Genomic DNA, 22,942 nt, shown 5'->3' with positions numbered 1-22,942 from the left:
CCGTCTGCCTAGCTGGTCCGGTTTCGGACAGCGTCGACGATCCTCTGGACAGCCTCGGCAACGGGTACGCCGTTGTCCTGGCTGCCGTCGCGGAAGCGGAAGGACACGGCACCTGCCTCGGCGTCGTCCCCGCCGGCGATCAGCACGAACGGGATCTTGTCCTTGCTTGCCGTGCGGATCTTCTTCGGGAATCGGTCCGAGGAGATGTCCACCTCGGCGCGGATGCCGGCCGCCTTGAGCTGGTCCACGACGTCGAACATGTAGTCGTTGAACGCCTCCGCCACCGGGATGCCCACCACCTGCACGGGGGCCAGCCAGGCCGGGAAGGCACCGGCGTAGTGTTCGGTCAGCACGCCCATGAAGCGCTCCACCGAGCCGAACAAGGCGCGGTGGATCATCACGGGGCGCTGCCGGGTGCCGTCGGCGGCCTGGAACTCAAGCTCGAAGCGTTCGGGCAGGTTGAAGTCCAGCTGGATGGTGGACATCTGCCATGTGCGGCCAAGCGCGTCCTTGGTCTGGACGGAAATCTTGGGGCCATAGAACGCGGCTCCGCCTGGATCCGGGATGAGTTCAAGACCGGAGGCTTCTGCCACCTCGGCAAGGGTGCGGGTGGCTTCCTCCCACGTGGCGTCGTCGCCCACGAACTTGTCTTCGTTCTTGGTGGAGAGCTCGAGGTAGAAGTCGTCCAGGCCGTAGTCCTTGAGCAGGCCGAGGACAAAGTTCAGCGTCGTGGTCAGCTCGTCCTTCATCTGCTCGCGGGTGCAGTAGATGTGCGCGTCATCCTGGGTCATGCCCCGGACCCGGGTCAGGCCGTGCACCACGCCGGACTTCTCGTAGCGGTAGACCGAACCGAATTCGAAAAGCCGCAGCGGCAGTTCGCGATAGGAGCGTCCGCGGGACCGGAAGATCAGGTTGTGCATGGGGCAGTTCATCGGCTTGAGGTAGTAGTCCTGGCCGGGCTTGCGGACCGTGCCGTCCTCGTTCAGCTCCGCGTCGATGTGCATCGCCGGGAACATGCCCTCCTTGTACCAGTCCAGGTGGCCGGAGACTTCGTAGAGGTGGCCCTTGGTGATGTGCGGGGTGTACACGAAGTCGTAGCCGGCGTCCACGTGGCGCTGGCGGGAGTAGTCCTCCATGGCCTTGCGGATAATGCCGCCCTTGGGGTGGAACACCGGCAGGCCTGAGCCGAGCTCATCCGGAAAGGAGAACAGGTCCAGTTCCGCGCCGAGTTTGCGGTGGTCGCGGCGCTCTGCCTCGGCGATGCGCTCTTGGTAGGCCTTGAGGGCGTCCTTGGTGGGCCAGGCGGTGCCATAGATGCGCTGCAGCTGCTGGTTGCTCTGGTTGCCCAGCCAGTAGGCGGCCGAGGACCGGGTCAGCGCGAAGGCGTTCGAGATCAGCTTGGTGTTCGGCAGGTGCGGGCCGCGGCACAGATCGCACCAGATGCTGTCTCCGCTCTTGCGGTCCACGTTGTCGTAGATGGTGATGTCGCCGGCGCCGACCTCGACGTTGACGCCCTCTCCGGCCTCGGCGGCGTCGTTTTTCTTGCCCAGCAGTTCGAGCTTGTAGGGCTCGTTCTTCATCGCCTCGCGGGCCTCGTCCTCGGTCACCACGCGGCGGACGAACTTCTGGTTCTGGTTGATGATCTTCTGCATCATCTTTTCAAGCTGGCGGAGGTCTTCCGGAGTGAACGGTTCCGCGACGTCGAAGTCGAAGTAGAAGCCGTCCGTGATGTAGGGGCCGATGCCGAGCTTCGCGTCGGGACGCAGCTGCTGCACGGCCTGGGCCATGACGTGGGCGGTGGAGTGGCGCAGGACGTTGAGCCCGTCAGGGGAGTCAATGGTGACGGCCTCGACCGTGGCGTCCTCGGGAAGGGCCTGGTCCAGGTCCTTCAACTCGCCGTTAACGCGGGCCACGACGACATCGCGGCGCTCAAAGAAGAGTTCCGCGCCGGTGGTCCCGGTAGTCACCTTGGTCTCTTCGCCGTCGACCAGAAGGGTGATCTGCTGGGCATCTGACACGGGTGTCTCCTATTCAAGGTTAAGGCTTCGTAGCTTGTGGCGTACGGGGACCACAGCCAGCCTCGTCCATGCTATCGGTTTCTCCAGAGGCCAACCAACGCGCCGGGCACTACAGCCAGCGCATCCGCCGCCCGGCCGAAGCCCGGGCGCAACCCAGGCGCAACCCAGCGGCGTCTCCGACGGCGGCCGCCCCGAACGCGGCGGCTCCCGCGGCGTACGGGAGGTCAGCCGCCCAGCCCGGTGATGGCGAGGTTCCTGCCGATCCCGTCCAGGGGGCCGGACAGGGGGCCGGACAGGCAGGGCTCATACTCGCCGGCGGCGCCGGCAACGGATTCCGGGAACGGCAGGGTCTCCGGGCGGCTGAGGTCCCAGGCCATGCTGGCGCTGATGCTGATCCCCCGCGGCCCGGTCCGCCGCGTGGTGCCGCGGATCAGCAGCAGGCGAGTGCCAAACAGCAAGGATCCGGACTGCTCCTGCGCCTCGTGGAAGAAGACCGAATCCACGCAGCCCGTGCCGTCGTCGATGCTGATGAACACCACCCGCCGGCCGCCCCGCATGGGCGGGGTCTGGGTGGCCACCCGGACCCCGGCAACCAGCACCTCCGTGCCGTTGCGCAGTCCCAGCAGCTTGTCCGCGGTGGTGACCCCGAGCCGGTCCAGCAGCGGGCGGTGGCTGGTCATGAGGTGCTCGCTGACGTCCACGGCCATCAGGTCCAGTTCCGCCCTGACGTTGTCCACCATGCTGGGCGCGGGCAGCACCGCCTTCAGATTCTTCAGTTCCACGTCCCCCAGCGGCAACGCCAGCTGGCCTTCAATGACGTCCACGCCCTTCCGCAGGGGCCGGGCCTGGAGTTTCTGCAGGTGCTGGACCAGGTCCGCCCGGTTGGCGGCTCCCCCGGACGCCCGGTGCAGCGAGTCGAAGGCGCCCAGCTGGGCCAGGCGCTGGATGCTGGGCCTGCTCAGCCGTGACCTGGCGCGCAGGTCCGCCAGGGAGTCGTAGGGCTGGCCTGCAACTATCCGTTTCAGCTCGGCACCGGAGAGCCCGAAGATGCCATTCAAGCTCAGCCGGATGCCCAGCCTGCCCCCGTCCTTCCCGGATTCCACCCGCTCCACCCGGTACTCGGCCTGGCTCCGGTTGATGTCTAGGGGAAGGATGGGGATCCCCAACCGCCGGGCCTCGGCCACGAGCAGGCGTTTGGGGTACATGCCAGGGTCGTGTTCCCAGAGCCCGGCGAGGAAAGCCTCAGGGTGGTGCGCCTTGAGCCAGGCCGACTGGTAGGTGGGCACGGCGAAGGCGGCTCCGTGGGCCTTGCAGAACCCGAAGCTGCCAAAGGCCTTCAGCGTGCCCCAGACCTTGTCCACCACCTCGGGACTGTAGTTCCGGGCACGCGCCTCCTTCCTAAAGAATTCCTCCACCTTGGCTTCCAGCACCTCGTTGCCCAGCGCCCGGCGGAACTCGTCGGCGCGCGCCAGCCCGCACCCAGTCATGACATCGAAGGTCTTGAGGATTTGTTCGTGGAAAACCGTGACTCCGTGGGTCTCCTGCAGGACCGGTTTGAGATCGGGATGCGGATAGATCTCGGGGGCGAACCCGTGCCGGTGCTCCAGGAAGGGCCGGACCATGTCGGATTTCATCGGCCCGGGGCGGAACAGCGAGATGTCAATGATGAGATCGTTGAATTCCCTGGGGGCCATCTTGCCGATCAGTTCGCGCTGGCCCGGGGATTCGATCTGGAAGCACCCCAGGGTGTGGGTGCTGCGGATCAGTTCAAAGGTTGGCTCGTCATCGAGCGGGACCGCGTTGAGGTCGATGTGCCCGTCCTCGGCGATGTAATCCGGACCCGTCCCGTCATCGCCGGCCGGATGCGCGCCGGCGGCCACCACCTCGGCCTTGGAGGGGTGAAGCCGGATCACTTCCCGGACGGCGAAGGCCATGGCGCTCTGCATCCGGACGCCCAGGACATCGAGTTTGAGCATGCCCATGGGGTCCATGTCGTGCTTGTCGAACTGGCTCATGGGCAGGCCCAGGCCGCTGGGCTGCACGGGGGTCCGGTCCAGCAAGGTGGCATCGCCGAGGATGACGCCGCATGGGTGCATGGAGATGTGGCGGGGCAGCCGGTCCAGCCGCTCCGTGAGGTCCACCAGGAGGTCCAGCTGCTGGTTTCCGGTGGAGTCCCGCTGTTCCATCCGCTCGGCGAATTCCTTCAGCTCCGGCTTCTCCTCGAGGGCTTCGCGGAAGTGCCGGGCCGAGAACCGCCACAGCTGCTTGGCGATGTCGCCGATTTCGCCGTCGTCCATGCCCAGCGCCAGGCCGGCGTCCCGGACGGCACCGCGAGCGCGGTAGCCGTTCTGCATGCTCATCAGCGTGACGCGTTCGGCTCCGAAGCGCTCAAAGATCTTCCGGTAGACGTTGTGCCTTTCTGCGCTTTCGACGTCGATGTCGATGTCGGGCAGTGTGGCGCGGTCTCGGGAGAGGAAGCGTTCGAAGATGAGGTCATGTTGGAGCGGGTTCACCTGGCTGACATCGATCAGGTAGTTGACCAGGCTGGAGGCCCCGGATCCGCGGGCGGCGGCCCTGACCCCCATGTCCAGGATCATCCGGGAGACCTCTGCGACGGTCAGGAAGTAGGAGGCGAAGCCCAGCGAGTCGATGATCCGGAGCTCGTGCTGCAGCCGGTTTCGCATCTGCTGTTCCTGCTGCCCGGAGATTCCCGGGAAACGGCGGCCGATCCCGGCCTCGCAGCGCAGGGTCAGTTCGACAAGCGCGTCGCCGTCGATCCCGATCACGGATCCTTCGGGGACCACGGGCTGCTTCCAGCCCATGTCGGCCACGGGATCCATGCGGCAGCGGTCCGCGAGCGCCTCGGTCTGGGCCAGGAGCCGTTTGAGGTCCGCCGTGCCGTAGCCGGCGGCGTGGATGATCTCCTTGCCCAGCTGCAGCATCTGGGCCGCTGATTTGAGCCAGCCCTGCCCATTGGGCTGCAGCAGCGGGGCTGCGGAGAGCTCGGGGAGGGATTTAAGCGTCCGGGCCGAGTCCAGCACATCGGCGGTGGCCGCGCCGTCCTCGGCCACATACCGCACGGCGTTGCTGAGCACTGCGGGCACCCCGCGCTCAGCCGCCAGCTTGAGCATGCGCACGGCGTGCGCGGTGCTCAGCGGTTCCCCGGGCGGACTGAGCTGGGACACGACCTCGGCCACCAGGGTCCCGGGGGGCATGGCATCAAGCCAGCGTTTGAACAGGGTGCGGGGCCGCAGGTAGCGCCGGCCGCCCATGGAGCGGCTGACGTCGGAGTCCGGGCCGATCAGAACCGTCAGGACCGGTTGGAGGGTTTCCGGGTCCAAAGTGCGGGAGGCAAGTTCCGCCCGGGTGACGGCCACCGGCACCGCTCCCCCGGCCTTACCCGTGGTGCGGGCATGGGCGTCGGAGATCAGCCGGCACAACGCCCGGTAGCCGGCCCCGTTGTTGTGTCCGTGCGCCAGCACGACGACGCGTCCCCCTAGCTGGGTGCGGAGGTCGCCGTCGTCGTCGAAGACGGCAAGGTCCACCCCGACGATTGCATCCAGCCCGGCGGCCATGCACGCCTTCAAGTGTTTGACGGTGCCGTACAGCCCATCCCGGTCCGTGCAGGCGAGCGCGGTGGCGCCGTCTGCGGCGGCCGCGGCGGCCAGTTCATCCGGCCAGGAGACGCCATAGTGGGCGCTGAAGGCCGTGGAGACGTGTAGGTGGGTGATGTTCATGCTGTTTTAGGCTTCCGGAGGGGCTGCAGGGCGTCGTGGATCCTCAGGAGCCGCCACCGGCCGCTGCCGACATGCCGGGTCAGGTCAAGGGTGAGGGTGGGTTCCGCGGCGCGGTCCCCAGCGGCTCGCACCTGGACCCGCCAGATCTCGTGGTCCACCAGGCCCGGTCCGCTGCCGAGCGGCGCCCGGCTTTCCTCTGCCCACCACTGGCGGCGCTCATACCAGCGGACGGGTTCAGCGCAGACCGTGTAGCGCCGCCCGGCCCAATCGAGATGCAGGGGCTGGCCGGCGGGCGTGCAGACGACATCCACAGACTCGCTGAAGATGCCCACGTTGCCTCCCGACCCAGTCCGGGCTGGAGCCGGTCCAGTCCCTGCTTCTGCTAGCCCTACAATCCAAGACTAAACTTTATTCGAACATATCTTCGAATAAAATCAGTCTACGTCGGAGAGGCGACAAAACCCAGATCGGGGGTGGACGGACGATGGCACAGGTAGCAGGATTGAGCCATGAGCTCCCATATCGCACTCCTGAAGCACGTAAAGATCGCCGCCAAGAATTCAACCTTGGTGGCGACCTTTGATATAGACGGAAATATCCCGGGGCAGGGCGCCTACGTGGTGGGCCTACTGGCAGCTGGGCCGGACTACTCCCATCAGCGCAGACTGGGCATTGAGTTCATGAACGGCGAGGCCGTGTCCTTCTTCTACTTCAACCATGACGGCACGGAAGAGAATTTCGACCTCAAAGGCGTGGAACACTCAGGAAACACCATCACCGGAAACTTCCCCATGACAACTGTGCTGGGTCTGCCCAAGGGCCACCTCATGACCGCTTTCAGCGATTGTGACGGCCGGGAATACCAGGCCAACGTGCCTGTCGAAGAGGCGCTCTAAGCCCCTGCTAGGAAGTGGACTTGTACACTTCCAGCTCGAGGGTGATGAAGGCGTCGATCATCGCCCGGTAGGTCTTTTCGACGAGTTCGATGTCGATGTCTTTCTGTTCGGCCGTGGCGCGGACGTGTTCGATAACCCGCTCCACGCGTCCGGGTGCACGGACTTCGGCACTGTCCGCCTTGAGGGTCCCGGCGATCCGGATCAGCCGCTCGCGGCGCCCGATCAAGGCCACGATCTGCTCGTCCACCTCGTCAACAGCCACCCGTACGGCGGCGAGCTGTTCCCGGTCGGCCTGGGCGGTCTTGTCGTCTGCGTGATTTGTGGGCATGTGCATGACAGTATCGAAAGATGCAGCCACGAGTCGACTTAATTTCGCTGGGTGTCCGCAGTGTTGACGCCTCACGCAGCTTCTACGTCGATGGCCTAGCATGGCCGGTCCACCGGGAGGTCGCCGGCGAGGTGCTCTTCATCCAGGTCAACCACGGCCTGATCCTCTCGCTCTGGGACGTGGGCCAAATGCAATCCGAGGCGGCCACCGATCCCCCTGCCGGCATTGCGTGCATCACGCTCAGCCACAATCTGGCCAGCACGGCGGAAGTCGACTTGGTGCTGGCCGAGGCCGAGGCGGCGGGAGCCGTCATCGTCGTGGCTCCGAAGGCACAGCCCTGGGGCGGCTACACCGGCTACTTTGCCGATCCCGACGGCTACCGCTGGGAGGTCGCCTTCAATCCCGGCTGGGCGGTCGACGGCGGCGGGAAAGTGGCGCTCTGAGGCGGAAAGTCTGGCAACGGTTCAGGACCCGTGCCAGCCCACCGGGAGTTTCCCTAGAACAGGCTCCCCACCGGCTGGATGAGTTCCGGTGAGTCATTCTTGACGTTCCCGACGGCGGTGCCGACGGCGTCGATCCTCCAGCCTTCCGCGACATCGTGCGCCCCGGCCCGGACCAGGTCCACGAGTCCGGCCGCGTCATCGGCCTCCGGGTCCAGCCACGTCTGCATGGTCTCGCGGTTCATGGGCAGCGGCACCCTGTCATGCAGCGCGGTCAGCTCGGCCAGCATTCCCCCCGCGTACCCCTCCGGCGGAGAGTCTGTGGTCATGATCGAGGTCGAGAGCATCCAGCGCTCCGGGTCGCCCTCCTCCTTGGACGGATCCCGCCACCATTCATAGAGTCCGGCGAAGACAATGGGGCTCCCGTCCTGAGGATGGACGTAGTAGGGCTGCTTGCTGCGGCCCTCGCCCTTCCACTCGTAGTAGCCGTCCGCGGGGACGGCACAGCGACGGGACCGGGTTGCCTTCCTGAAGGCGGGCTTCTCCAGCACCGTCTCGCTGCGGGCGTTGATCATCTTGGAGCCGATTCCCGGATCCTTGGCCCAGGAGGGCACCAGACCCCAGCGCGCAATGTGCAGTTGGCGGACCGGTTCCCCGTCCACCAGCCGTTCGAGCAGGATCGGCACATCCGCCGTCGGGGCCACGTTCCACGACGGCGGAATCGCGATCTCGTCCTCCAGCCCGGCGTCGAATTCGGCCAGCAGGTCTCCGACGGCCCGGGCCATCACGTAGCGTCCACACATGGCACCAGCATGCCACCGCGCCCAGGCCATGTCATCCGCCCCTGGCAGCAGGCCGGCCCGCCGGGGTCGCCGGAAACATGCGAAGTCGCCGGAACTTTCCGGCGACTTCGCAGCTTTCCCGCGAATTCGCGACCGACGGCGTAGCGAGGCAGCACACTCTGCGGGAATAGCGGGCTCCGGGGTACGGTTGTTGGTAGTGACGTACGACTTCAGTGGGGCCGGCCTAAACGCCGACCCCACCCATATGTTTGAGGAGAACTTCGTGGATTTCACCCCCGAATCCGGCACCATCACCATGTTTTCGACCACGTGGTGCGGCTACTGCAACCGGTTGAAGAAGCAGCTGGACGCGCAGGGCATCGGGTACACCGAGATCAACATCGAGGAAGTCGAAGGCACGGCCGATCTCGTCGAGCAACTCAACGGAGGCAACCGCACCGTCCCCACGGTGCTGTTCCCGGACGGCACCGCCGCCACCAATCCCTCCGCGGCAGAGGTCAAGAGCCGGCTCGCCGCCTAGTCTCTTCCTGTATCCAAGGACAAAACCAAACCACGACGGCGCGGCCTCCCAAGGGCCGCGCCGTCGCCCGTTGTGCCAGTATTTATTCGAGAAATCCGCGTTCAGAGCAGAGGAGCTTGTTTCATGGTCCATAAAGTCAAGGCAGCCGTTGTCCGGTCCAAGAATGCCGACGTCACCCTCGAAACGATCCTGGTTCCGGACCCGGGGCCCGGCGAGGCCCTCGTGGACATCCTGACCTGCGGCGTCTGCCACACCGATCTGCACTACAAGCAGGGCGCCATCAACGACGACTTCCCGTTCCTGCTCGGCCACGAGGCCACCGGCGTTGTCAGCGCTGTGGGACCGGACGTCACCGACGTCGCCCCCGGTGACCGCGTGGTGCTGAACTGGCGCGCCGTCTGCGGCGAATGCCGTGCCTGCCGGCGGGGTCAGCCCCAGTACTGCTTCAACACCCACAACGCCACCCAGAAGATGACTCTGGAGGACGGCACGGAGCTGACCGCCGCGCTGGGCATCGGAGCCTTCGCCGAAAAGACCCTCGTGGCCGCCGGCCAGTGCACCAAGGTGGACCCCGACGCCGATCCCGCCGCCATCGGCCTGCTCGGCTGCGGCGTCATGGCCGGCATCGGCGCGGCGATCAACACCGGAAACGTCCAGCGCGGCGATTCGGTCGCAGTGATCGGCTGCGGCGGAGTGGGCGTGGCGGCGGTCGCTGGGGCGGCGCTCGCCGGCGCCACCACCGTGATCGCCGTCGACATCGAGGCCAAGAAGCTCCAGCGGGCCAAGGAGCTCGGCGCCACCCACACGGTGGACTCCTCCGCCGTCGACCCCGTGGAGGCAATCCGCGAACTGACCGGCGGTTTCGGCGCCGATGTGGTGATCGACGCCGTCGGCCGCCCGGAAACGTACAAGCAGGCCTTCTACGCCCGGGACCTGGCCGGCACCGTGGTCCTGGTGGGCGTGCCGAGCCCCGAGATGACCCTGGAACTACCGCTGCTGGACGTGTTCGGCCGCGGCGGCTCGCTGAAGTCCTCCTGGTACGGCGACTGCCTGCCCTCGCGCGACTTCCCCACCCTGATCAGCCTCTATCAGCAGGGCAAGCTGGACCTGGACGCGTTCGTGACAGAGCGGATCACCATCGACCAGATCGAGGAAGCCTTCAATAAGATGCACGCCGGCGCGGTGCTGCGCTCGGTGGTGGAGCTGTGAGCGTCCGCATCGACCGGCTGGTCACCTCGGGGACGTTTTCGCTCGACGGCGGGACGTGGGAGGTTGACAACAACGTCTGGATCATCGGGGATGATGCCGAATGCGTCATCATCGACCCTGCCCACGATCCCGCTGCGGTAGCCGCCGCTGTCGCGGGCAGGAAGGTCACGGCAATCCTGCTCACGCACGGCCACGATGACCACATCCGGGCCGTGGGCGAGGTCCGGACCCTCGTGGACGCGCCCGTGTACTTGAACCGGGAAGACTGGATGCTGTGGGAGCAAGTGTTCCCCGGCACCGAGCCGGACCACGCCATTGCCGACGGCGACACGTTCGATGTCGCAGGGGCCAGGCTGGCGGCACTGCACACCCCCGGCCACTCGCCCGGATCCGTGTGCTTCCTCCTCGAGGGCGAAGGCCCAGAATTTGGAAACCCAGTTCCTGAACACACTGTGTTTAGCGGCGACACGCTGTTCAAGGGTGGACCGGGAGCGACCGGCCGTTCCTTCAGCGACTTCCCGACCATCATCGAGTCCATCCGGAACCGGCTCCTGCCGCTTCCGGCGGGCACTGTGGTCCGGACCGGTCACGGGGATCCGACGACCATCGGTGACGAGGCCCCGCAGCTTGAGGAATGGATCGCGCGCGGGCACTGACCGCGATCCAGCCTCACGTGTCGGATTCTTGGGGACCTGGACCCCGCTGGCGGGTCCGGGTCCCCCGGAACGCGGCGGCCGGTACTAGGCTGTGAGGCCATGAGACCAAACCCCAGCATGGATCCTGCAACATTCACAGCGGACACCCGGACCCAGCTCGATGCATTCCTCGATGAGCATCGGAAGGCGCTGAACAGCTGCTTGGACGGGCTCTCGGAGCAGGAGGCCCGGGCGTCGCTTGTGCCCTCGCGGACCACCCTCCTGGGCCTGGTCAAGCACGCCACCTTTGTGGAAAAGGTGTGGTTCGACGAGGCCATCACCGGTAGGAGCCGGGAGGAGATCGGCATCCCCGCCACTCCGGATGAATCGTTCATCCTGGCCGACGACGACACCATCGCGGGCCTCCAAGCCGCCTACAGCCAGGCCTGTGCGGATTCACGCCGCATGGCCGCTCCCCTCGACCTTGACAACGTCGTCACGGGCAACCGGCGCGGTCCGCTGCCCCTGCGGTGGATCTACCTGCACATGCTCAGGGAACTCGCCCAGCATTGCGGTCACGCGGACATTCTGCGCGAGCAGATCCTCGCTGCACGCTCCTGACGGCGCCGGCCGCTCGAGTCAAGGCTACAAGTCGAAGCGTGACCGGATGTCCGTGGTGCCGGCAATAGCAGCAACGATGGATACCGCAACTTCGCGCAGCTTGATGTTCCGGGCGTTGGAGGCTTTGCGGAGCAACGTGAATGCCTCATCTGGCGGACACCTGTTCTGGGCCATGACCACGCCAATAGCCATGTCGATGACCGTACGCGATTTCATGGCGGACGCGAGGTCGTCGCGGGCGTCCTGGAGGCGGCCGATCCGCAGGCTCAGGCCCAGGGGCCGGGAGACCTGCCGGGCAACGTTTTCTGCCGTGAGGATCTCGCCGTCCGTAAATCCGGAATGGTGCGTGGCGTAGAAGCTCAGGGCGGCCCGGCATTCGTCGTCCAGATCGATGGGGACCACCAGGACGGCAGCATATCCCCGCTCCGCAGCCGCTTGACCGAATACTGGCCACCGGCTCTCCCGCCTCACGTCCCTGACGTATACCGGGCGTGCTCCGCTCATGGCCGTGATGCAGGGCCCCTCGCCGGCCTCGGCTTGAAGCTCTTCGAGTTCGACTGCCCTGGCGCTGCCGGCGCCGGTTGCGGCGGGTTTCTTAGGCCTCGCGACAGTTACGGCGCAGACGATTTCCCGATCTGCGTGGGATAGCCCCGTGGCTAAGTGATGGGCCAGTTGGCCCAAAAATTCTTCCAGGTCCTCGCTGGACAGCACAAGGTCCTGTAGCTGCTCCGCGGTCCCGTCAACCAAGCGCTGCTCTGCAAGTTCCACCCCGGCTCCTTCCGGCCGCATGCCCCCAAATCATGCTACATCGCGGGCAACGTTACCGGCCGGTTGGGTCGTCACCCCCGCGATCGGCAGGACCGGCCCGCGGCGCGGACCCGGCGATGATGTCGGCCGCGATGTCATGCATCCGCGTGCCCTGGATAGTTGCTGCACGGCTTATCAACGCCAAGGCTTGGTCGTGGCTGCATCGATTCTGGGCCATGACGAGTGCGACGGCGGCATCAATCACGGCACGCGATTGCAGAGCCGACCGCAGATGTTCCGGGTAGGGAGGGGCCGGATGAACCCTGAGGGCAAGACGGAGAATGTTGGAGATCGACGCCGCGTATTCCTGCACCTGTTCGACGGTGCCCGGTTCAAACTCCCCCGATTCGGAGGAGTAACAGTTGAGCGCCGCCGCCGATCCGGCGTCAGAGGTTATGGGCACTGCTAGTACCGATCGGACGTTTTCCGCGGACATGGCGCGGGCGTAGGCAGTCCAGCGCGGATCCGTGCCCGCATCGGTCACCAAGATGGTCTGAGAGGTCCGCAATGCGGTCAGGCACGGGCCGTTGTGAAGGCTGTACTGGATTTCATCCAAACGTTGCGCTTCGGGTCCGCTACTGGCGACGGTGGCTGGACTTCCGTCGCGTTCCACGGTGATGGCACACATCCTGGTGTTCTTGCCGCCTAACGCGGTAGCCGCCAGTGTGGAAAGGCTGAGGAGGAAATCGATGAAGCCCGGGCTCTCCAGCAGCATATCTTGGAGCTGTTCCGCGGTCGGCGCAGCCCCTGATTGTGAAGTGACGGTGTCTTCTTCCTGTGGGTCGCCCTTGCAGGAGCCCTGATTGCGGGTGCGCGCTCTAGTTCGTACGCAACCTAGTGCGAAGAACGTCGGCCGGTCGAACTCTCCCGGGGGTATCTCCTCTTTCCACACTACGCGCGCTGCGGTGTGGTGAACAGGTGTCCTACGGTGCGAGGCCGGTTATGCTGGAAGACGCAGCCGCAGCGCCCCGCCACGGCACAGTGAACACGGCACAGTGAACACGGCACAGTGAACACAGCACATTGAACACGGCACCGTGCAACCTGTCGAGGTAGAACATGGAAATCGACCTGCCCTTGGCAGAGGAACTCACCGCGGTCTTCGCCCGCGCGTCCCGGATGTTACTGACCGAGGAAACTGTCGCGCATGCCCTGCAGGTGATCACGGACGCCGCCGTGGCTGCCATTCCCGGAGCGGTGGGAGCCGGGGTCAGCCTGATGAACCCCGGGGGCCAGCGCCTCACGGCTGCGTCTTCGGGCGGCGACGTCGTTTCCCGGGCGGACACGCTGCAGTTTGAACTGGGCGAAGGTCCGTGCCTGACGGCGTGGGCAACTGGCGAGCCCGTGCTGGTCAGCGATGCCTCTACCGATCACCGCTGGCCCGCCTGGAGTGCGGCCGTGGCACCCATGGGCATCGGTTCGGTCGCCAGCAGCCCGCTCTTGACCGGAAGCACGGCAGTGGGGGCGGTTAAGGTCTATGCCGGCGAATCGGACCGGTTCGACGATCACACCGTCCGGCTGCTTGCCCTATTTGCGCAACAGGCAGTGTTGTTTGTCGTTAACGCGCAGGCCCGTGAAGCTGCCGCGGTCCTAAGCCAGCAACTCCAGCACGCCCTGTTTCAGCGCGACACCATCAGCGTGGCCAAAGGCATGCTGATGGCACGGGACAACACCGGAGAGGACGACGCCTTCCGAACCCTGATCGCCATGTCCCGCCGGTCAGGGGAAACTTTGCATGAGACTGCAGCGGCTTTGGTCCGCTTCTCTGCGTCGTCCGGCACGTAAACACAAGGCGGAACAATGGCCTTGAGCAATGAAGAAAGCGAGCAACGACGCGGGATTGCTGCTTCGCTTCCTTACACCGGGCTCAACCTCGATGAACTTTGGCTGAAATACTTCACTCTGGGTGGACAAGCCGGCGAGTTAGAGGTGGAGGCGTACCTGCACGGAGCAATGTCGCTGCCGGACCTCCAGCGCGACATTCTGGCCCATGCGGTCAACGAACGTTTGAATGCGCTGGACTCCCCCGCTCCGCGGGCTCCCTACAGCAGACCCGCTACGGGCACGGCAGACGAGGACACCGAACCGGACCAGCGCCCGTGATGTCGCCGGTTCGAGGGCGGCACCTGGGCCCGCGCTCTCCGGCGCCAGCCGGGTACACGGCACGCCGTGCACTATGTGCGTATTAGCGCGGATGCGGCCACCCCCGATACGTTTCATAAGGGCCGCATCCGCGCTGGTCTAAGGGAAGCCTGGATCAGGCTTCTGATCCTGCTTGCCGGACCGTCGGCCCGCGTGCCGGCGGCGTGATCGCGCCCCGACCAGGCTCGGACGCCACTCGCGCCGCCGGCCGCGCCCGCGCAGTTCCGCGTTGATGATCTGCAGGAGCTCGGACGCAGCAGGGTTTTCAGCTGGTTCCTGGCTATTCGCCAGCGCCTGCCGGAGCTGCAGGAGGTCGCCAGTGGGCACCTGCGGCAAGTGCTGGAACGTGTAAAAGATCCTGCTGCCGGGGCGCCGCTGTGACCCTGTGCCGATCATGCCGCAACGCCCCAACCATGCTCTGGGGCGGTGAAACTGTGGGCGGTCAAGTACTCGAGTGGATTCATGGCGACAGCCAGAACGTCCGCGTCGGCAGTGACGGTGACATCGAGTCTGGTGGGCATGAGGCAAGGACTCCCGCAACGAGGTGAGCGGCCTCTTCCTGACCAAATTCAGAATATCAATTGCATTTGCCGCACAAAAGGAAAAGAGAGTAACAATTCAGATGCGACTTTAAGTGACGCGGGTCTGTGGTTCTCCGCTTGCGTTGTCCGAACCCCGGACATTCATCCAATGCGGTTTGTGTTCGGCTCCGAGATTCTAGGCTGGGCCCATGGAACCTTTCAGTGATGTTGCATTCGCCGACTGGCTGCGTCCTCTTCTGGACCGCTCCGCGAGGGACATGCACTGCGTGGTGCCGTACGGATACCAGGCCTATGCCCGCGTGTTCCATCCCGCGACGCGCGACAGGCCAGCCGATACCGGCACCTGGCGCGGACACAGCAGGCCAACTGCTACGGAGATCGACGTCGAATCCGTCCCTTGGTCCCGCGTGGCCGTTGCTCGTCGCCGCCGACAGCACCTCCGCTGCACCGTCATCCGGGGCCGACGGCGGGTCGGGACTACTGCCCGCCGCGGTAGTGCACGGACCCCGGCTCGAGTTGCCCGGACGAACGCATTTCCTCTTCTCCGAAGCTCCGATAGCGTTCGCCAGCCCCGGCTGGGTCCGCACCGCACTGTGGACACGTGATGCACACTCGCCACAGTCCCCGAGCCTCATGTGGCCCGCCGACCGCGCCTGGACGCTGGTGACGGAGATCGACTTTGACTCAACAATCATCGGGGGTAGCCAAAACCTCATTTCGGAAATCGTCGCCGATCCGGGAATCGAGGCCCTCCAGATACCCGAGGGCGCCGATCTGACGCGGGATGCCGATGAGCCGAATCGGCCCACGAGCTAACCGGCTGCCGGAATCCCGGAGTGGGAGGCGCAAATGCACACTGGTAGACCCGTTCCGGCCGCTAATACAGTCACGGGGTTGATATGCGTGGCAGCGTCATTTCGTGGGCGGCGAATACTCCGGGTAGTAGCGCTGGATCTCTTGAACGGTCTTGCGGGCCTTCACCATTCGCTCGATGGACATCATGCTCCGGACTTCCTCGTCAGAGGATTTGGTGCTATTCCAAGCACCCATGGTCCGGTAGCAGAAGTCATTCGGATCGTTCAGCCTGGCCCGGTTGTAGCACTCTGGGTGGTCCGATGCACCAGCTGGCATGCCAGCAGGACCGGACTTCGACGTTCCGAAAGCGGCTGACAGCCCCAGTGCGAGAAGCGGAGTGAGAGCTACGACTGCAATTGCAGATTTCATTCCCTTATTCATGGTCCCCCCCAAATAGCCAGAATATTTTGCGAGCATACCAAACAGGGCCGGCCCTCCGAGGAAGATATTTTCTTCCCCTTTGTGAAACCTTTCGGGAACTCTGCAGACGCCAATACGGTCCTGCTCGAATGCGCCAGGACGGAAACATCTTTAAGCGTCAATACGGGAATGCGGCGCTGGTAGGGTCAGCCCATGGATGAAAATTTGGGGAAGTTCATCGACAATTTCGCGCAGCTGGTGGAGCTTGCACAGTCCGGGCAGCACCGGGTGCAACCGGGAACCCAGCTGCTGACCACGCTTACAGACCACTTGGCGGTCCAGGCGGAATCAGTGGCTGTGGTGGTTGAGGAGATTCCGCCGCACCGGTTCGTGGACGCGGACATCCTGATGGAGGAACTCGCTGCAGAGGACCCCGGGTTCCGGCTCGTGGGCATCGGCGGCGGAGACCAAAGGCACCATCATTCGCTGAGCGACATGTTGCAGCAGTCCCAAATGTTTCCCCAGTATCCTCTGTCCCAGCCGGACTACGCCAACCTCGCGGTCGGTCCGGACCAACAGCGGCAGGCCGTGGCACTGGGACTGTGGCTATTCAGCCACGGCGGCAGTCCAATCGCAGTGCTGCAGCGGGACGCTAACCCCCGGTATGGCCGGCAGTCCGCTTCACTTGAAGTTTTGGCCGGTGCGACGGATAAGGCCGCACACTTCCTCTCGGAGTTCCGCCGGCGGATGCAGCACCGCAGCGTGCTCAAGGGGCAGGTCATTTCCTTGGTGATGGGCGAATATGGTCCCAGCGCGGCCGGGGTGACCTTTCACGCCCGGCCGGCCCTTGCCGCGTCCGATGTCATCCTGCCGGATGGCCTGCTGGAGAAAGTGTCGGACCACACCTTAGGCATCGCCGAGCACCGGGAATCCCTCAACAAGTACGGCCAGCACCTCAAACGCGGCGTCCTGCTCTATGGCAGGCCGGGGACCGGCAAGACCCACACGGTGCGGTACCTGTTGAGTCGGAGCGACGGTGTCACAGCAATCCTTCTTTCGGGGGGATCGCTCGCCAGGATCTCAGAAGCCGCCGCCATGGCCAGGGCGCTGCAGCCCTCCATCGTCGTTCTTGAGGACTGCGATCTCATCGCCGAGGACCGCAGCTTCGGGCACGGACCCCAGCCGCTGCTTTTCGAGGTGCTGGACGCCATGGACGGGTTGGCCAGCGACGCCGACGTCGCGTTCGTCCTCACCACCAACCGGGTGGACATGCTTGAACGCGCCCTGGCCCAGCGTCCCGGACGTGTGGACCTGGCCGTGGAAATTCCCCTGCCGGCCCAGCCGGAGCGGGTTTCGCTGGTCAGGCTGTATGCCCGCGGCATCCCCTTCAGCCCTCACGCGGTTGAAGATGCCGCCGCCCGCACCGAAGGCACCACGGCCTCGTTCGCACGTGAACTCGTCCGCCGGGCGGTCGTCGCAGGCGCATTGGAAGGCGTACCGGTCGCGGACAACCATTTGGCGAAGGCTGTGGAAGACCTGATGGCCGACAGCGCCGCCCTCACCCGGAGCCTCCTTGGCAGCGGCGCGGGTAGCGACACTGAGGGCAGTGGAGGACCGTTCCCCGGGCCGCCGGCAACCTTCTATTCCGGCAGCTAGGAAAATCGTTCCCACGCTGACTGCCGCGTCATACCCAGCGCCGCGCCAATGCGCGCCCAGCTGATGCGCCTTTGACGCGTGGTCCCCACCCAGGCCCTCAACCGGTCTTCGACTTGTGAGGCGACGGCGGCGATTTCCGGCAGGTGGGCCAGCAGTTCATCGTCGGTCATTCTCGCCCACGGGGCCGCCGCCGGAGAAACTTCCGAGTTGCTGAACAGCGCCATGGACGCCCGGGCACAGTCCTTACAGATGGCTACGCCGGGACCTGCCACGAGGCGTCGGGAGGTGTTGGCCGGTCTCGCGCAGAAGCTGCACATCAGCGGGCCGGCCAGCGGCGGTTCCAGTTCCACGGCATTCTCCTTAAGACTTATCGCCTGACACTGCCAGAATAGTTGATTTGTCAGGCAGTTCCTGACAAATTGTCAGGTATGGCCTTACAGCGAGTTGTCAGCACTGGCGCCCGGCCGATTGTAAGGACGGTGAAGACGGCCAAAAAACCAATTTTGCAGCTGGTTGCCTTCCGGCGGTTGTGGATAGCCGCCGCGTTCGAGGGTGTGGGGGACGAAGCAAGCCGGGTGGTGATCCCGATCATTGCCGTTTCCCTGCTCGGTGCCGGCGCCCTGGAGGTGGGAGTCATCAACGCCCTGGGCATGAGTGCGTTCCTTGTCCTGGGCGTGCCGATCGGCGTCTGGGTGGACCGGTTCCGCCGGCGCCGGCTGATGATTGCAGCGGACGCGGCTCGGGCCTTGGTGGTCCTGAGCGTACCGGCAGCCTTTGTTTGCGGCGTCATGACGCTGGGGCAGCTGCTGGCCTGCGTAGCGCTGATCAGCATTGCCGACGTCGTGTTCACCACCGCCCACGGAGCTTTCGTGCCCTCCGTGGTGGGGCGGGAAGAGATGAGCGACGCGCATGCCCGGCTGCAAACGGCCGCCAGCGCGGTCGCCGTCGGCTCTCCGTCCCTGACCGGGGCGCTGCTCAGCGCCGTCGCCGCGCCGTTCGTCTTAGTGGCGGCCGGGTTCGCCTACGCCCTGTCCGCCCTGGTCCTCACGAGAATTCAGGTAAATGATGACGTCAAGCCACCCCGGAGTCACGAGGCATTTTGGACTGCGGCCCGGGCAGGACTGTCGTTCACCATTCACCACCGGGCACTCCGGGCTCTGTTCCTGTCCGGGATGATTCTCAACGCAGCCACCATGTTTGGCAGCGCCGCCACCGCGGTCTACGCCCTCAACGTCCTGGGACTGAGCCCGGCCGTCTTCGCGCTTCTGAGCACCTTCGCCGCCGTGGGCGGCCTTGCCGCGTCCTTCGCCGCGCCGGCCATCCTGGGCCAACTCGGCATCGGAAAGACCAGAATCCTCGCCGGCATCGCCTGCGTCCCGGCCGTGGCGCTGACTCCCCTGTCCGCGGTCCTGCCGTGGTTCCCGGCTCTCTGGCTGAGCGCGTCCACGTTCGGGTGGGCTTTTCTTGTTGTGGTTATGGCCGTGGCGGGCGCCGGGATCATCCCGCGCCTCGCTCCGCCCCACAGGCTCGGGACAGTCCTGGCCAGCAACAGACTCTTTGTCCTCGGAGTCATGCCCGTCGCCAGCCTGGCCGGCGGCGCCCTCGCCGCATGGGCAGGCGTTGAGCCCGTGCTCTGGATCTGGGCACTGCTCGCCGGCGCCTCCGCAGTCCCTATCGTGTTCTCGCCGTTGCGGACCTGGACAACAATCCCGGCGGACGCGCCTGGGCCGTTAGCGCCGCCAGCGGTACGGAGTGGTTGTTGACACCCGGTGCAGGCCGTAGCGTTCCAGAATCGGTCGCGAATATTCTGTCGAGTCGCTGTGGATGAGTTGCTTGCCGAGCGTTAGCGCGGCTCGAGCCCGGGCCGCCGTGAGGGCCCGATAAATACCCAGGCTACGCCATTCTGCACGCGTTGCCCCGCCCCAGATGCCCGCGAAGTCGGTGTCCCGTACCGGCTCGAGGCGGCCCGCACTCACAATCACCCCGTCGTGTTCGGCAACCCACAGTTCCATACCGTCGTCCAGGGCCACACGACGCAGGATGGCGTCGGCATTGCCCTCGGACGCGTCAGTACCGAAAACCTCGTCCTGCATGGCGCTCATGGCGCGAATGTCCCGTTCTTCAGTCACGCGCCGCAGGCTGATGCCGGGCGGGAGCTGCACCTCCACATTCAACGCGCTGGCCGGCCCAATCATGACCGACTCGATTTCGTCCGGCTCAAATCCGTTCTCGAGCAGTGCGTCATGGAGTCCGGGCGCGTGATCGTGGCCACGGGTTTTCCACTCAATTCGCACGATTGCCGGATCGCTGCGGTATACCGCGAGCGCCTCGACCACCCAACGCGCGATTGTTCGGGCGCTGGCCCCGTCGAGGTCTTGGTAGGTCACAAAGCCTCTGCCGCCTGCGAAGGTCACCAGACGTAGGGGACCCAGCCGTTCAACGCCGATGGCACTGGGCGTCTCGGCATCCGTTCGGAGTTGCTGGTCGTATGCCAGAAGAAGTTCTTCAGAAAGAGTCATCGGCCTCCACGGTACATCGTCCGGATTCGGTTTGATGTGTGTCCCGGCTAGCTTTCCGTCGGCTGGCGACCAGAGCGTCCAACACCGCTGACGCGTTCGCTCAGTAAGTTCCGCAGCAGCCTGAACCCCTCGCCGAGTGACAGATCGGGCAGATAGGCGCGGGTAAGGGCGTTCCCGATTCCGGGCAGGGCCGCCGAGTCGGGATATGCCATGAAGAGGGGGACATAGCTGGGGTAGAACTTGCTCTTGAAGGCCAAAAGGGACCTAAACCCGTAGACGGGTTCAAGAGCGGATCCAAGGCGATCCAGCAGTCGGTCCAGGCCGGCGGTCGCTGAGGGACCCGCTGGGGTCACGTCCGGACGGAGGACCGGCGCAGTCCGGGCCAATGGTGCACCCGAAAGACTGATGAAATCGCACCCTTCATCCTTGAGGCTCATCGCTGCGGAAGCAATGAGGAACTCGACGGCCGCCCGGAAGCCGGTTCTGCGCCTTCTCATGAAATCCAGCGTCCAGCCCACGATCCTTCCGTTGCGGTAGACCGGAAGCCAGGAGGTGACGGCGTGCACTTGTTGGTCGGCGTCTATTGCGAGCAGGCAGCGGACTTCAGGGTCGTTCAGTTCGTCGAGCCCGCCAAGGGTGAACCCCATTTCGGGCATCGTCCGGTCCGCAACCCATTCTTCGGAGATAGCCAGAATCTGGGTCTGGATGTTCAAGCCTGCCGTGGGGTAGCTAACCCATTCTGCATGGATTCCCGCCTTGGCCGCGTTGTTTAAAGAGGTGCGTACATCTTGGAATCTCTTCCCCTTGAATGACAAGGACTCCAGTGACAGGACAGTTTCCTGAGCAACCTGAACGGTGTCCCAGCCAAGGCCGGTTGCCGCATCCCGGACCTCCGCGGATACGGAATAGAAACAGGGTGTCCACCCATTTGACCGGCAGTAGTCCCAGAATCCATCGACTGCCGCGGCGTTCAGGTTCTTGGGTCCGACTGGGCCGTCCACCGTGAGCGCGATGCCGGCGATAACGCGGTATGCGATGTAGCTCTGGCCGGTGGCCGAGAACCAGTAGGTGTTCCCGGCCCAGGTGGTCATCCAGGATATGGAACTGCCGTCCTGTGATTTCAGGATGGCCAAGGCCCGCTCCTTGCCATCGCCATGCCGGGGTTGACTTGGCCGCACAAACGATTTAAAGACCAGCACACCGGTGACGGCCCAGAACACGATGCCGACTCCTTCGTAAAGCAGAACTGCCAGCGTGCCCTGGGGTAAGAAGGCAGGCGGAACGTCTGCAATGAAGCCCAGCGGCAAGAACCTGTCCGGGGTGTCCGCCAGGAGATCGGCTGCGGCGGGGACAGGGGTGAACTCAGTCGCGAGGGCCAACCCGACCGCGATGTAGACCAGGCTAAGGGCGCCGGCAAGGACTAGCAGCTGCAGTGCCAGCCGGGTGTACGTGCCGCGGGGTGCGGTCACGGGAAACAACCTCCCGCACCCCATCAGGACAACGAGTAGCAACACCGGGACAAGCAGCGGGACCACGAGTGCCAGCGGTTGGGTACTGTGACCCGGCTGGCTTGCGTCCACCAACTCCCCCGCGACTGTGTCTGGGCCGGCCGCCTGCAGAACTGCCACCAGTGTAGTGAGCGCCAGCAGTGACAACCCGGCCTGGACCACGAGCACTCCTGCCCAGGCGAAGCGTCGTCCGCGTCGGAGCCCCTCAGCGAGCAGCAGCAGCATAAATGACGGAACAATCGCCATGAAGATTGCGCCAGCACCCGCCCGCAACTGCAGATGCGCGGCCTCACAGTCCCGATGCTGGGCCGGAACAGCGCAGATGGCCTGTACTGTCTGGGGGTCCACGGGCCGAATGTCTGTGAACAGGAAGCGCAGGACGGCGAGCGGCCCCACTGCGTGCGGGACCAGGCCGGCAACCACCGGCCCGACGGCCGATACAGCCACGAGGAGGGCCACGAGCACCCTGCCCTCGTGCCTTGAACTGACCGGGCGCACCAGCCGGGGGCGACGGCCCAGAAGGAACGGGCCCAAGAGCGCGCCCGCAGCGCCGGCCCCAAGTCGACTTAGATCGGCGAAACCCCCGCTGTAAAGGGCGAGGAGTATTAGCAGCCCGAAGAGTCCGAGGCGGATCCGCCGCCTCCACAAGGCCCCCATGGACGCGGTCGCTGCCATGGCCGTTCCGCAAATGAAAGCAGTCGGGCCGAAGAAGTACAGTCCGCGCATTTCCCGGGCCCAGTTCCCCGTCAGTAGTCGGGTAGCCTCCCAAAATCCAGCGGCGGCCAGGATGCCCGCGATCTGCGTCAGAACGGCCGCGACAGAGAAGTTCTTGCTCCCCATCTGCCGTTCCAGCGGCAAGCAGGCCAGCAGCACAAGCGCCGTTCCCACCACGTAGCCGAGCAGGTTTCTTGCCCAGAATGCGGCAGACACCACCGCCCACCAATGATTCGGCAACGATTGTGCCGATGCCGCCACTTCCGCCCGCCACTGCGCTGCAGGGCCGAAGAGGAGACTCGAGGACAGGAGACCCAAGATCCAGTAGACAACGACGAAGGACACCGTGACGGGAGACCCGCGCACCACCGCGAGCAGCCAGCGCACGGGCCCGCCGCGGCGGAATCGCCCTGGCTTGGTGACGGCCGGCGACTCTAGCACGGTGAATCCTTTCAGGATTTTAGGGACAATCCGACAGGCCCATCCTGTAGCGTCCATTTGATCACTGACGTACAAGCCAGCATAGGACGGTTCCGCTGAAGCATCGACAGGCTCCCGTCCGGTCTGCGGCGAGGGCCCGGAACGCTCCCAGCTTCGCCGACGACGGACGTGCTATAAAGCCTCTTAGGGGA

The 22,942-nt window shown here is 65.2% G+C and carries 23 protein-coding genes; 11 read left to right on the top strand and 12 right to left on the bottom strand.

Going from position 1 to position 22,942, the window contains the following annotated elements:
* Positions 1 to 8 precede the first annotated feature (8 nt).
* From thrS to AC1DEM_RS18365, 3 genes are all read right to left on the bottom strand, one after another.
* Positions 9 to 2,018, bottom strand: coding sequence for a threonine--tRNA ligase (gene thrS, locus AC1DEM_RS18375; protein ID WP_476885736.1), 2,010 nt, complete (start codon positions 2,016 to 2,018; stop codon positions 9 to 11).
* Between the two features lie 224 nt (positions 2,019 to 2,242).
* Positions 2,243 to 5,755, bottom strand: coding sequence for a DNA polymerase III subunit alpha (locus AC1DEM_RS18370; protein ID WP_476885735.1), 3,513 nt, complete (start codon positions 5,753 to 5,755; stop codon positions 2,243 to 2,245).
* Positions 5,752 to 6,087: a DUF6504 family protein gene (locus AC1DEM_RS18365; protein WP_476885734.1), complete on the bottom strand. Its 336-nt coding sequence runs from the start codon at positions 6,085 to 6,087 to the stop codon at positions 5,752 to 5,754. The genes AC1DEM_RS18370 and AC1DEM_RS18365 overlap by 4 nt, the downstream gene beginning before the upstream one ends.
* A 177-nt stretch (positions 6,088 to 6,264) precedes the next feature.
* Here AC1DEM_RS18365 and AC1DEM_RS18360 point away from each other — a divergent pair, with 177 nt between their 5' ends.
* A complete protein-coding gene (locus tag AC1DEM_RS18360; RefSeq protein WP_476885733.1) occupies positions 6,265 to 6,651 on the top strand; it encodes a hypothetical protein in 387 nt (128 codons plus the stop codon).
* Between the two features lie 7 nt (positions 6,652 to 6,658).
* On the opposite strand, the gene AC1DEM_RS18355 is transcribed toward AC1DEM_RS18360, so the two are convergent.
* Entirely contained in the window at positions 6,659 to 6,985 is a 327-nt protein-coding gene (locus tag AC1DEM_RS18355; RefSeq protein ID WP_476885732.1) for a chorismate mutase, read from the bottom strand.
* A gap of 14 nt (positions 6,986 to 6,999) precedes the next feature.
* Between AC1DEM_RS18355 and AC1DEM_RS18350 the strand changes: the two genes are divergently transcribed.
* The gene (locus AC1DEM_RS18350) at positions 7,000 to 7,422 is read left to right on the top strand and encodes a VOC family protein (protein ID WP_476885731.1); all 423 of its coding nucleotides are present in this window, start codon (positions 7,000 to 7,002) and stop codon (positions 7,420 to 7,422) included.
* A gap of 53 nt (positions 7,423 to 7,475) precedes the next feature.
* On the opposite strand, the gene AC1DEM_RS18345 is transcribed toward AC1DEM_RS18350, so the two are convergent.
* Entirely contained in the window at positions 7,476 to 8,222 is a 747-nt protein-coding gene (locus tag AC1DEM_RS18345) for an SOS response-associated peptidase (protein WP_476885730.1), read from the bottom strand.
* Positions 8,223 to 8,484: 262 nt separating this feature from the next.
* On the opposite strand from AC1DEM_RS18345, the gene AC1DEM_RS18340 reads away from it, so the two are divergent.
* The 4 genes from AC1DEM_RS18340 to AC1DEM_RS18325 all read left to right on the top strand — a co-directional run bounded on the left by AC1DEM_RS18340 (position 8,485) and on the right by AC1DEM_RS18325 (position 11,207).
* On the top strand, positions 8,485 to 8,742 hold the full coding sequence (locus AC1DEM_RS18340; RefSeq protein ID WP_011692168.1) for a mycoredoxin: 258 nt from the start codon (positions 8,485 to 8,487) through the stop codon (positions 8,740 to 8,742).
* A 123-nt stretch (positions 8,743 to 8,865) separates the two neighbouring features.
* Complete coding sequence (locus AC1DEM_RS18335) at positions 8,866 to 9,951, top strand: S-(hydroxymethyl)mycothiol dehydrogenase (RefSeq protein ID WP_476885729.1); 1,086 nt, start codon at positions 8,866 to 8,868, stop codon at positions 9,949 to 9,951.
* Complete coding sequence (locus tag AC1DEM_RS18330; RefSeq protein WP_476885728.1) at positions 9,948 to 10,607, top strand: MBL fold metallo-hydrolase; 660 nt, start codon at positions 9,948 to 9,950, stop codon at positions 10,605 to 10,607. The genes AC1DEM_RS18335 and AC1DEM_RS18330 overlap by 4 nt, the downstream gene beginning before the upstream one ends.
* Before the next feature lie 117 nt (positions 10,608 to 10,724).
* Positions 10,725 to 11,207, top strand: a complete 483-nt coding sequence (locus tag AC1DEM_RS18325) for a DinB family protein (protein ID WP_476885727.1) — start codon at positions 10,725 to 10,727, stop codon at positions 11,205 to 11,207.
* Positions 11,208 to 11,231: 24 nt separating this feature from the next.
* Here the strand turns inward: AC1DEM_RS18325 and AC1DEM_RS18320 are convergent, their stop codons facing one another.
* Together AC1DEM_RS18320 and AC1DEM_RS18315 are read right to left on the bottom strand one after the other, a co-directional pair.
* Positions 11,232 to 11,975 (bottom strand): ANTAR domain-containing protein, encoded by a 744-nt coding sequence (locus AC1DEM_RS18320; protein WP_476885726.1) that lies wholly within the window; start codon positions 11,973 to 11,975, stop codon positions 11,232 to 11,234.
* A gap of 52 nt (positions 11,976 to 12,027) precedes the next feature.
* On the bottom strand, positions 12,028 to 12,729 hold the full coding sequence (locus AC1DEM_RS18315) for a GAF and ANTAR domain-containing protein (RefSeq protein ID WP_476885725.1): 702 nt from the start codon (positions 12,727 to 12,729) through the stop codon (positions 12,028 to 12,030).
* 344 nt (positions 12,730 to 13,073) lie between these two features.
* On the opposite strand from AC1DEM_RS18315, the gene AC1DEM_RS18310 reads away from it, so the two are divergent.
* Both AC1DEM_RS18310 and AC1DEM_RS18305 read left to right on the top strand, forming a co-directional pair.
* Positions 13,074 to 13,799, top strand: coding sequence for a GAF and ANTAR domain-containing protein (locus tag AC1DEM_RS18310; protein ID WP_476885724.1), 726 nt, complete (start codon positions 13,074 to 13,076; stop codon positions 13,797 to 13,799).
* A 15-nt stretch (positions 13,800 to 13,814) separates the two neighbouring features.
* Positions 13,815 to 14,117 carry a hypothetical protein gene (locus tag AC1DEM_RS18305; protein WP_476885723.1) on the top strand — a complete coding sequence of 101 codons (303 nt, stop codon included), beginning with the start codon at positions 13,815 to 13,817 and terminating at the stop codon, positions 14,115 to 14,117.
* A 431-nt stretch (positions 14,118 to 14,548) separates the two neighbouring features.
* On the opposite strand, the gene AC1DEM_RS18300 is transcribed toward AC1DEM_RS18305, so the two are convergent.
* Positions 14,549 to 14,677: a hypothetical protein gene (locus tag AC1DEM_RS18300; RefSeq protein WP_476885722.1), complete on the bottom strand. Its 129-nt coding sequence runs from the start codon at positions 14,675 to 14,677 to the stop codon at positions 14,549 to 14,551.
* 435 nt (positions 14,678 to 15,112) lie between these two features.
* Between AC1DEM_RS18300 and AC1DEM_RS18295 the strand changes: the two genes are divergently transcribed.
* Positions 15,113 to 15,514 carry a hypothetical protein gene (locus tag AC1DEM_RS18295; RefSeq protein WP_476885721.1) on the top strand — a complete coding sequence of 134 codons (402 nt, stop codon included), beginning with the start codon at positions 15,113 to 15,115 and terminating at the stop codon, positions 15,512 to 15,514.
* Positions 15,515 to 15,610: 96 nt separating this feature from the next.
* On the opposite strand, the gene AC1DEM_RS18290 is transcribed toward AC1DEM_RS18295, so the two are convergent.
* The gene (locus tag AC1DEM_RS18290; protein WP_476885720.1) at positions 15,611 to 15,829 is read right to left on the bottom strand and encodes a hypothetical protein; all 219 of its coding nucleotides are present in this window, start codon (positions 15,827 to 15,829) and stop codon (positions 15,611 to 15,613) included.
* A gap of 297 nt (positions 15,830 to 16,126) precedes the next feature.
* Here AC1DEM_RS18290 and AC1DEM_RS18285 point away from each other — a divergent pair, with 297 nt between their 5' ends.
* Complete coding sequence (locus tag AC1DEM_RS18285) at positions 16,127 to 17,569, top strand: AAA family ATPase (RefSeq protein ID WP_476885719.1); 1,443 nt, start codon at positions 16,127 to 16,129, stop codon at positions 17,567 to 17,569.
* On the opposite strand, the gene AC1DEM_RS18280 is transcribed toward AC1DEM_RS18285, so the two are convergent.
* Positions 17,566 to 17,919, bottom strand: coding sequence for a ClpX C4-type zinc finger protein (locus AC1DEM_RS18280; protein ID WP_476885718.1), 354 nt, complete (start codon positions 17,917 to 17,919; stop codon positions 17,566 to 17,568). The two genes, AC1DEM_RS18285 and AC1DEM_RS18280, sit on opposite strands and share 4 nt — an antisense overlap.
* Positions 17,920 to 18,072: 153 nt before the next feature.
* Between AC1DEM_RS18280 and AC1DEM_RS18275 the strand changes: the two genes are divergently transcribed.
* On the top strand, positions 18,073 to 19,332 hold the full coding sequence (locus tag AC1DEM_RS18275; protein WP_476885717.1) for an MFS transporter: 1,260 nt from the start codon (positions 18,073 to 18,075) through the stop codon (positions 19,330 to 19,332).
* Here AC1DEM_RS18275 and AC1DEM_RS18270 read toward each other — a convergent pair.
* Together AC1DEM_RS18270 and AC1DEM_RS18265 are read right to left on the bottom strand one after the other, a co-directional pair.
* A complete protein-coding gene (locus AC1DEM_RS18270) occupies positions 19,300 to 20,088 on the bottom strand; it encodes a GNAT family N-acetyltransferase (protein ID WP_476885716.1) in 789 nt (262 codons plus the stop codon). The two genes, AC1DEM_RS18275 and AC1DEM_RS18270, sit on opposite strands and share 33 nt — an antisense overlap.
* A gap of 47 nt (positions 20,089 to 20,135) precedes the next feature.
* Positions 20,136 to 22,751 carry a bifunctional lysylphosphatidylglycerol flippase/synthetase MprF gene (locus tag AC1DEM_RS18265; protein WP_476885715.1) on the bottom strand — a complete coding sequence of 872 codons (2,616 nt, stop codon included), beginning with the start codon at positions 22,749 to 22,751 and terminating at the stop codon, positions 20,136 to 20,138.
* Positions 22,752 to 22,942 lie beyond the last annotated feature (191 nt).

The sequence above is a fragment of the Arthrobacter sp. 05T420 genome, from assembly GCF_056396305.1.
The sequence above is the reverse complement of the archived record's forward strand: the minus strand, read 5'-3'. Positions and strand labels throughout refer to the sequence as shown.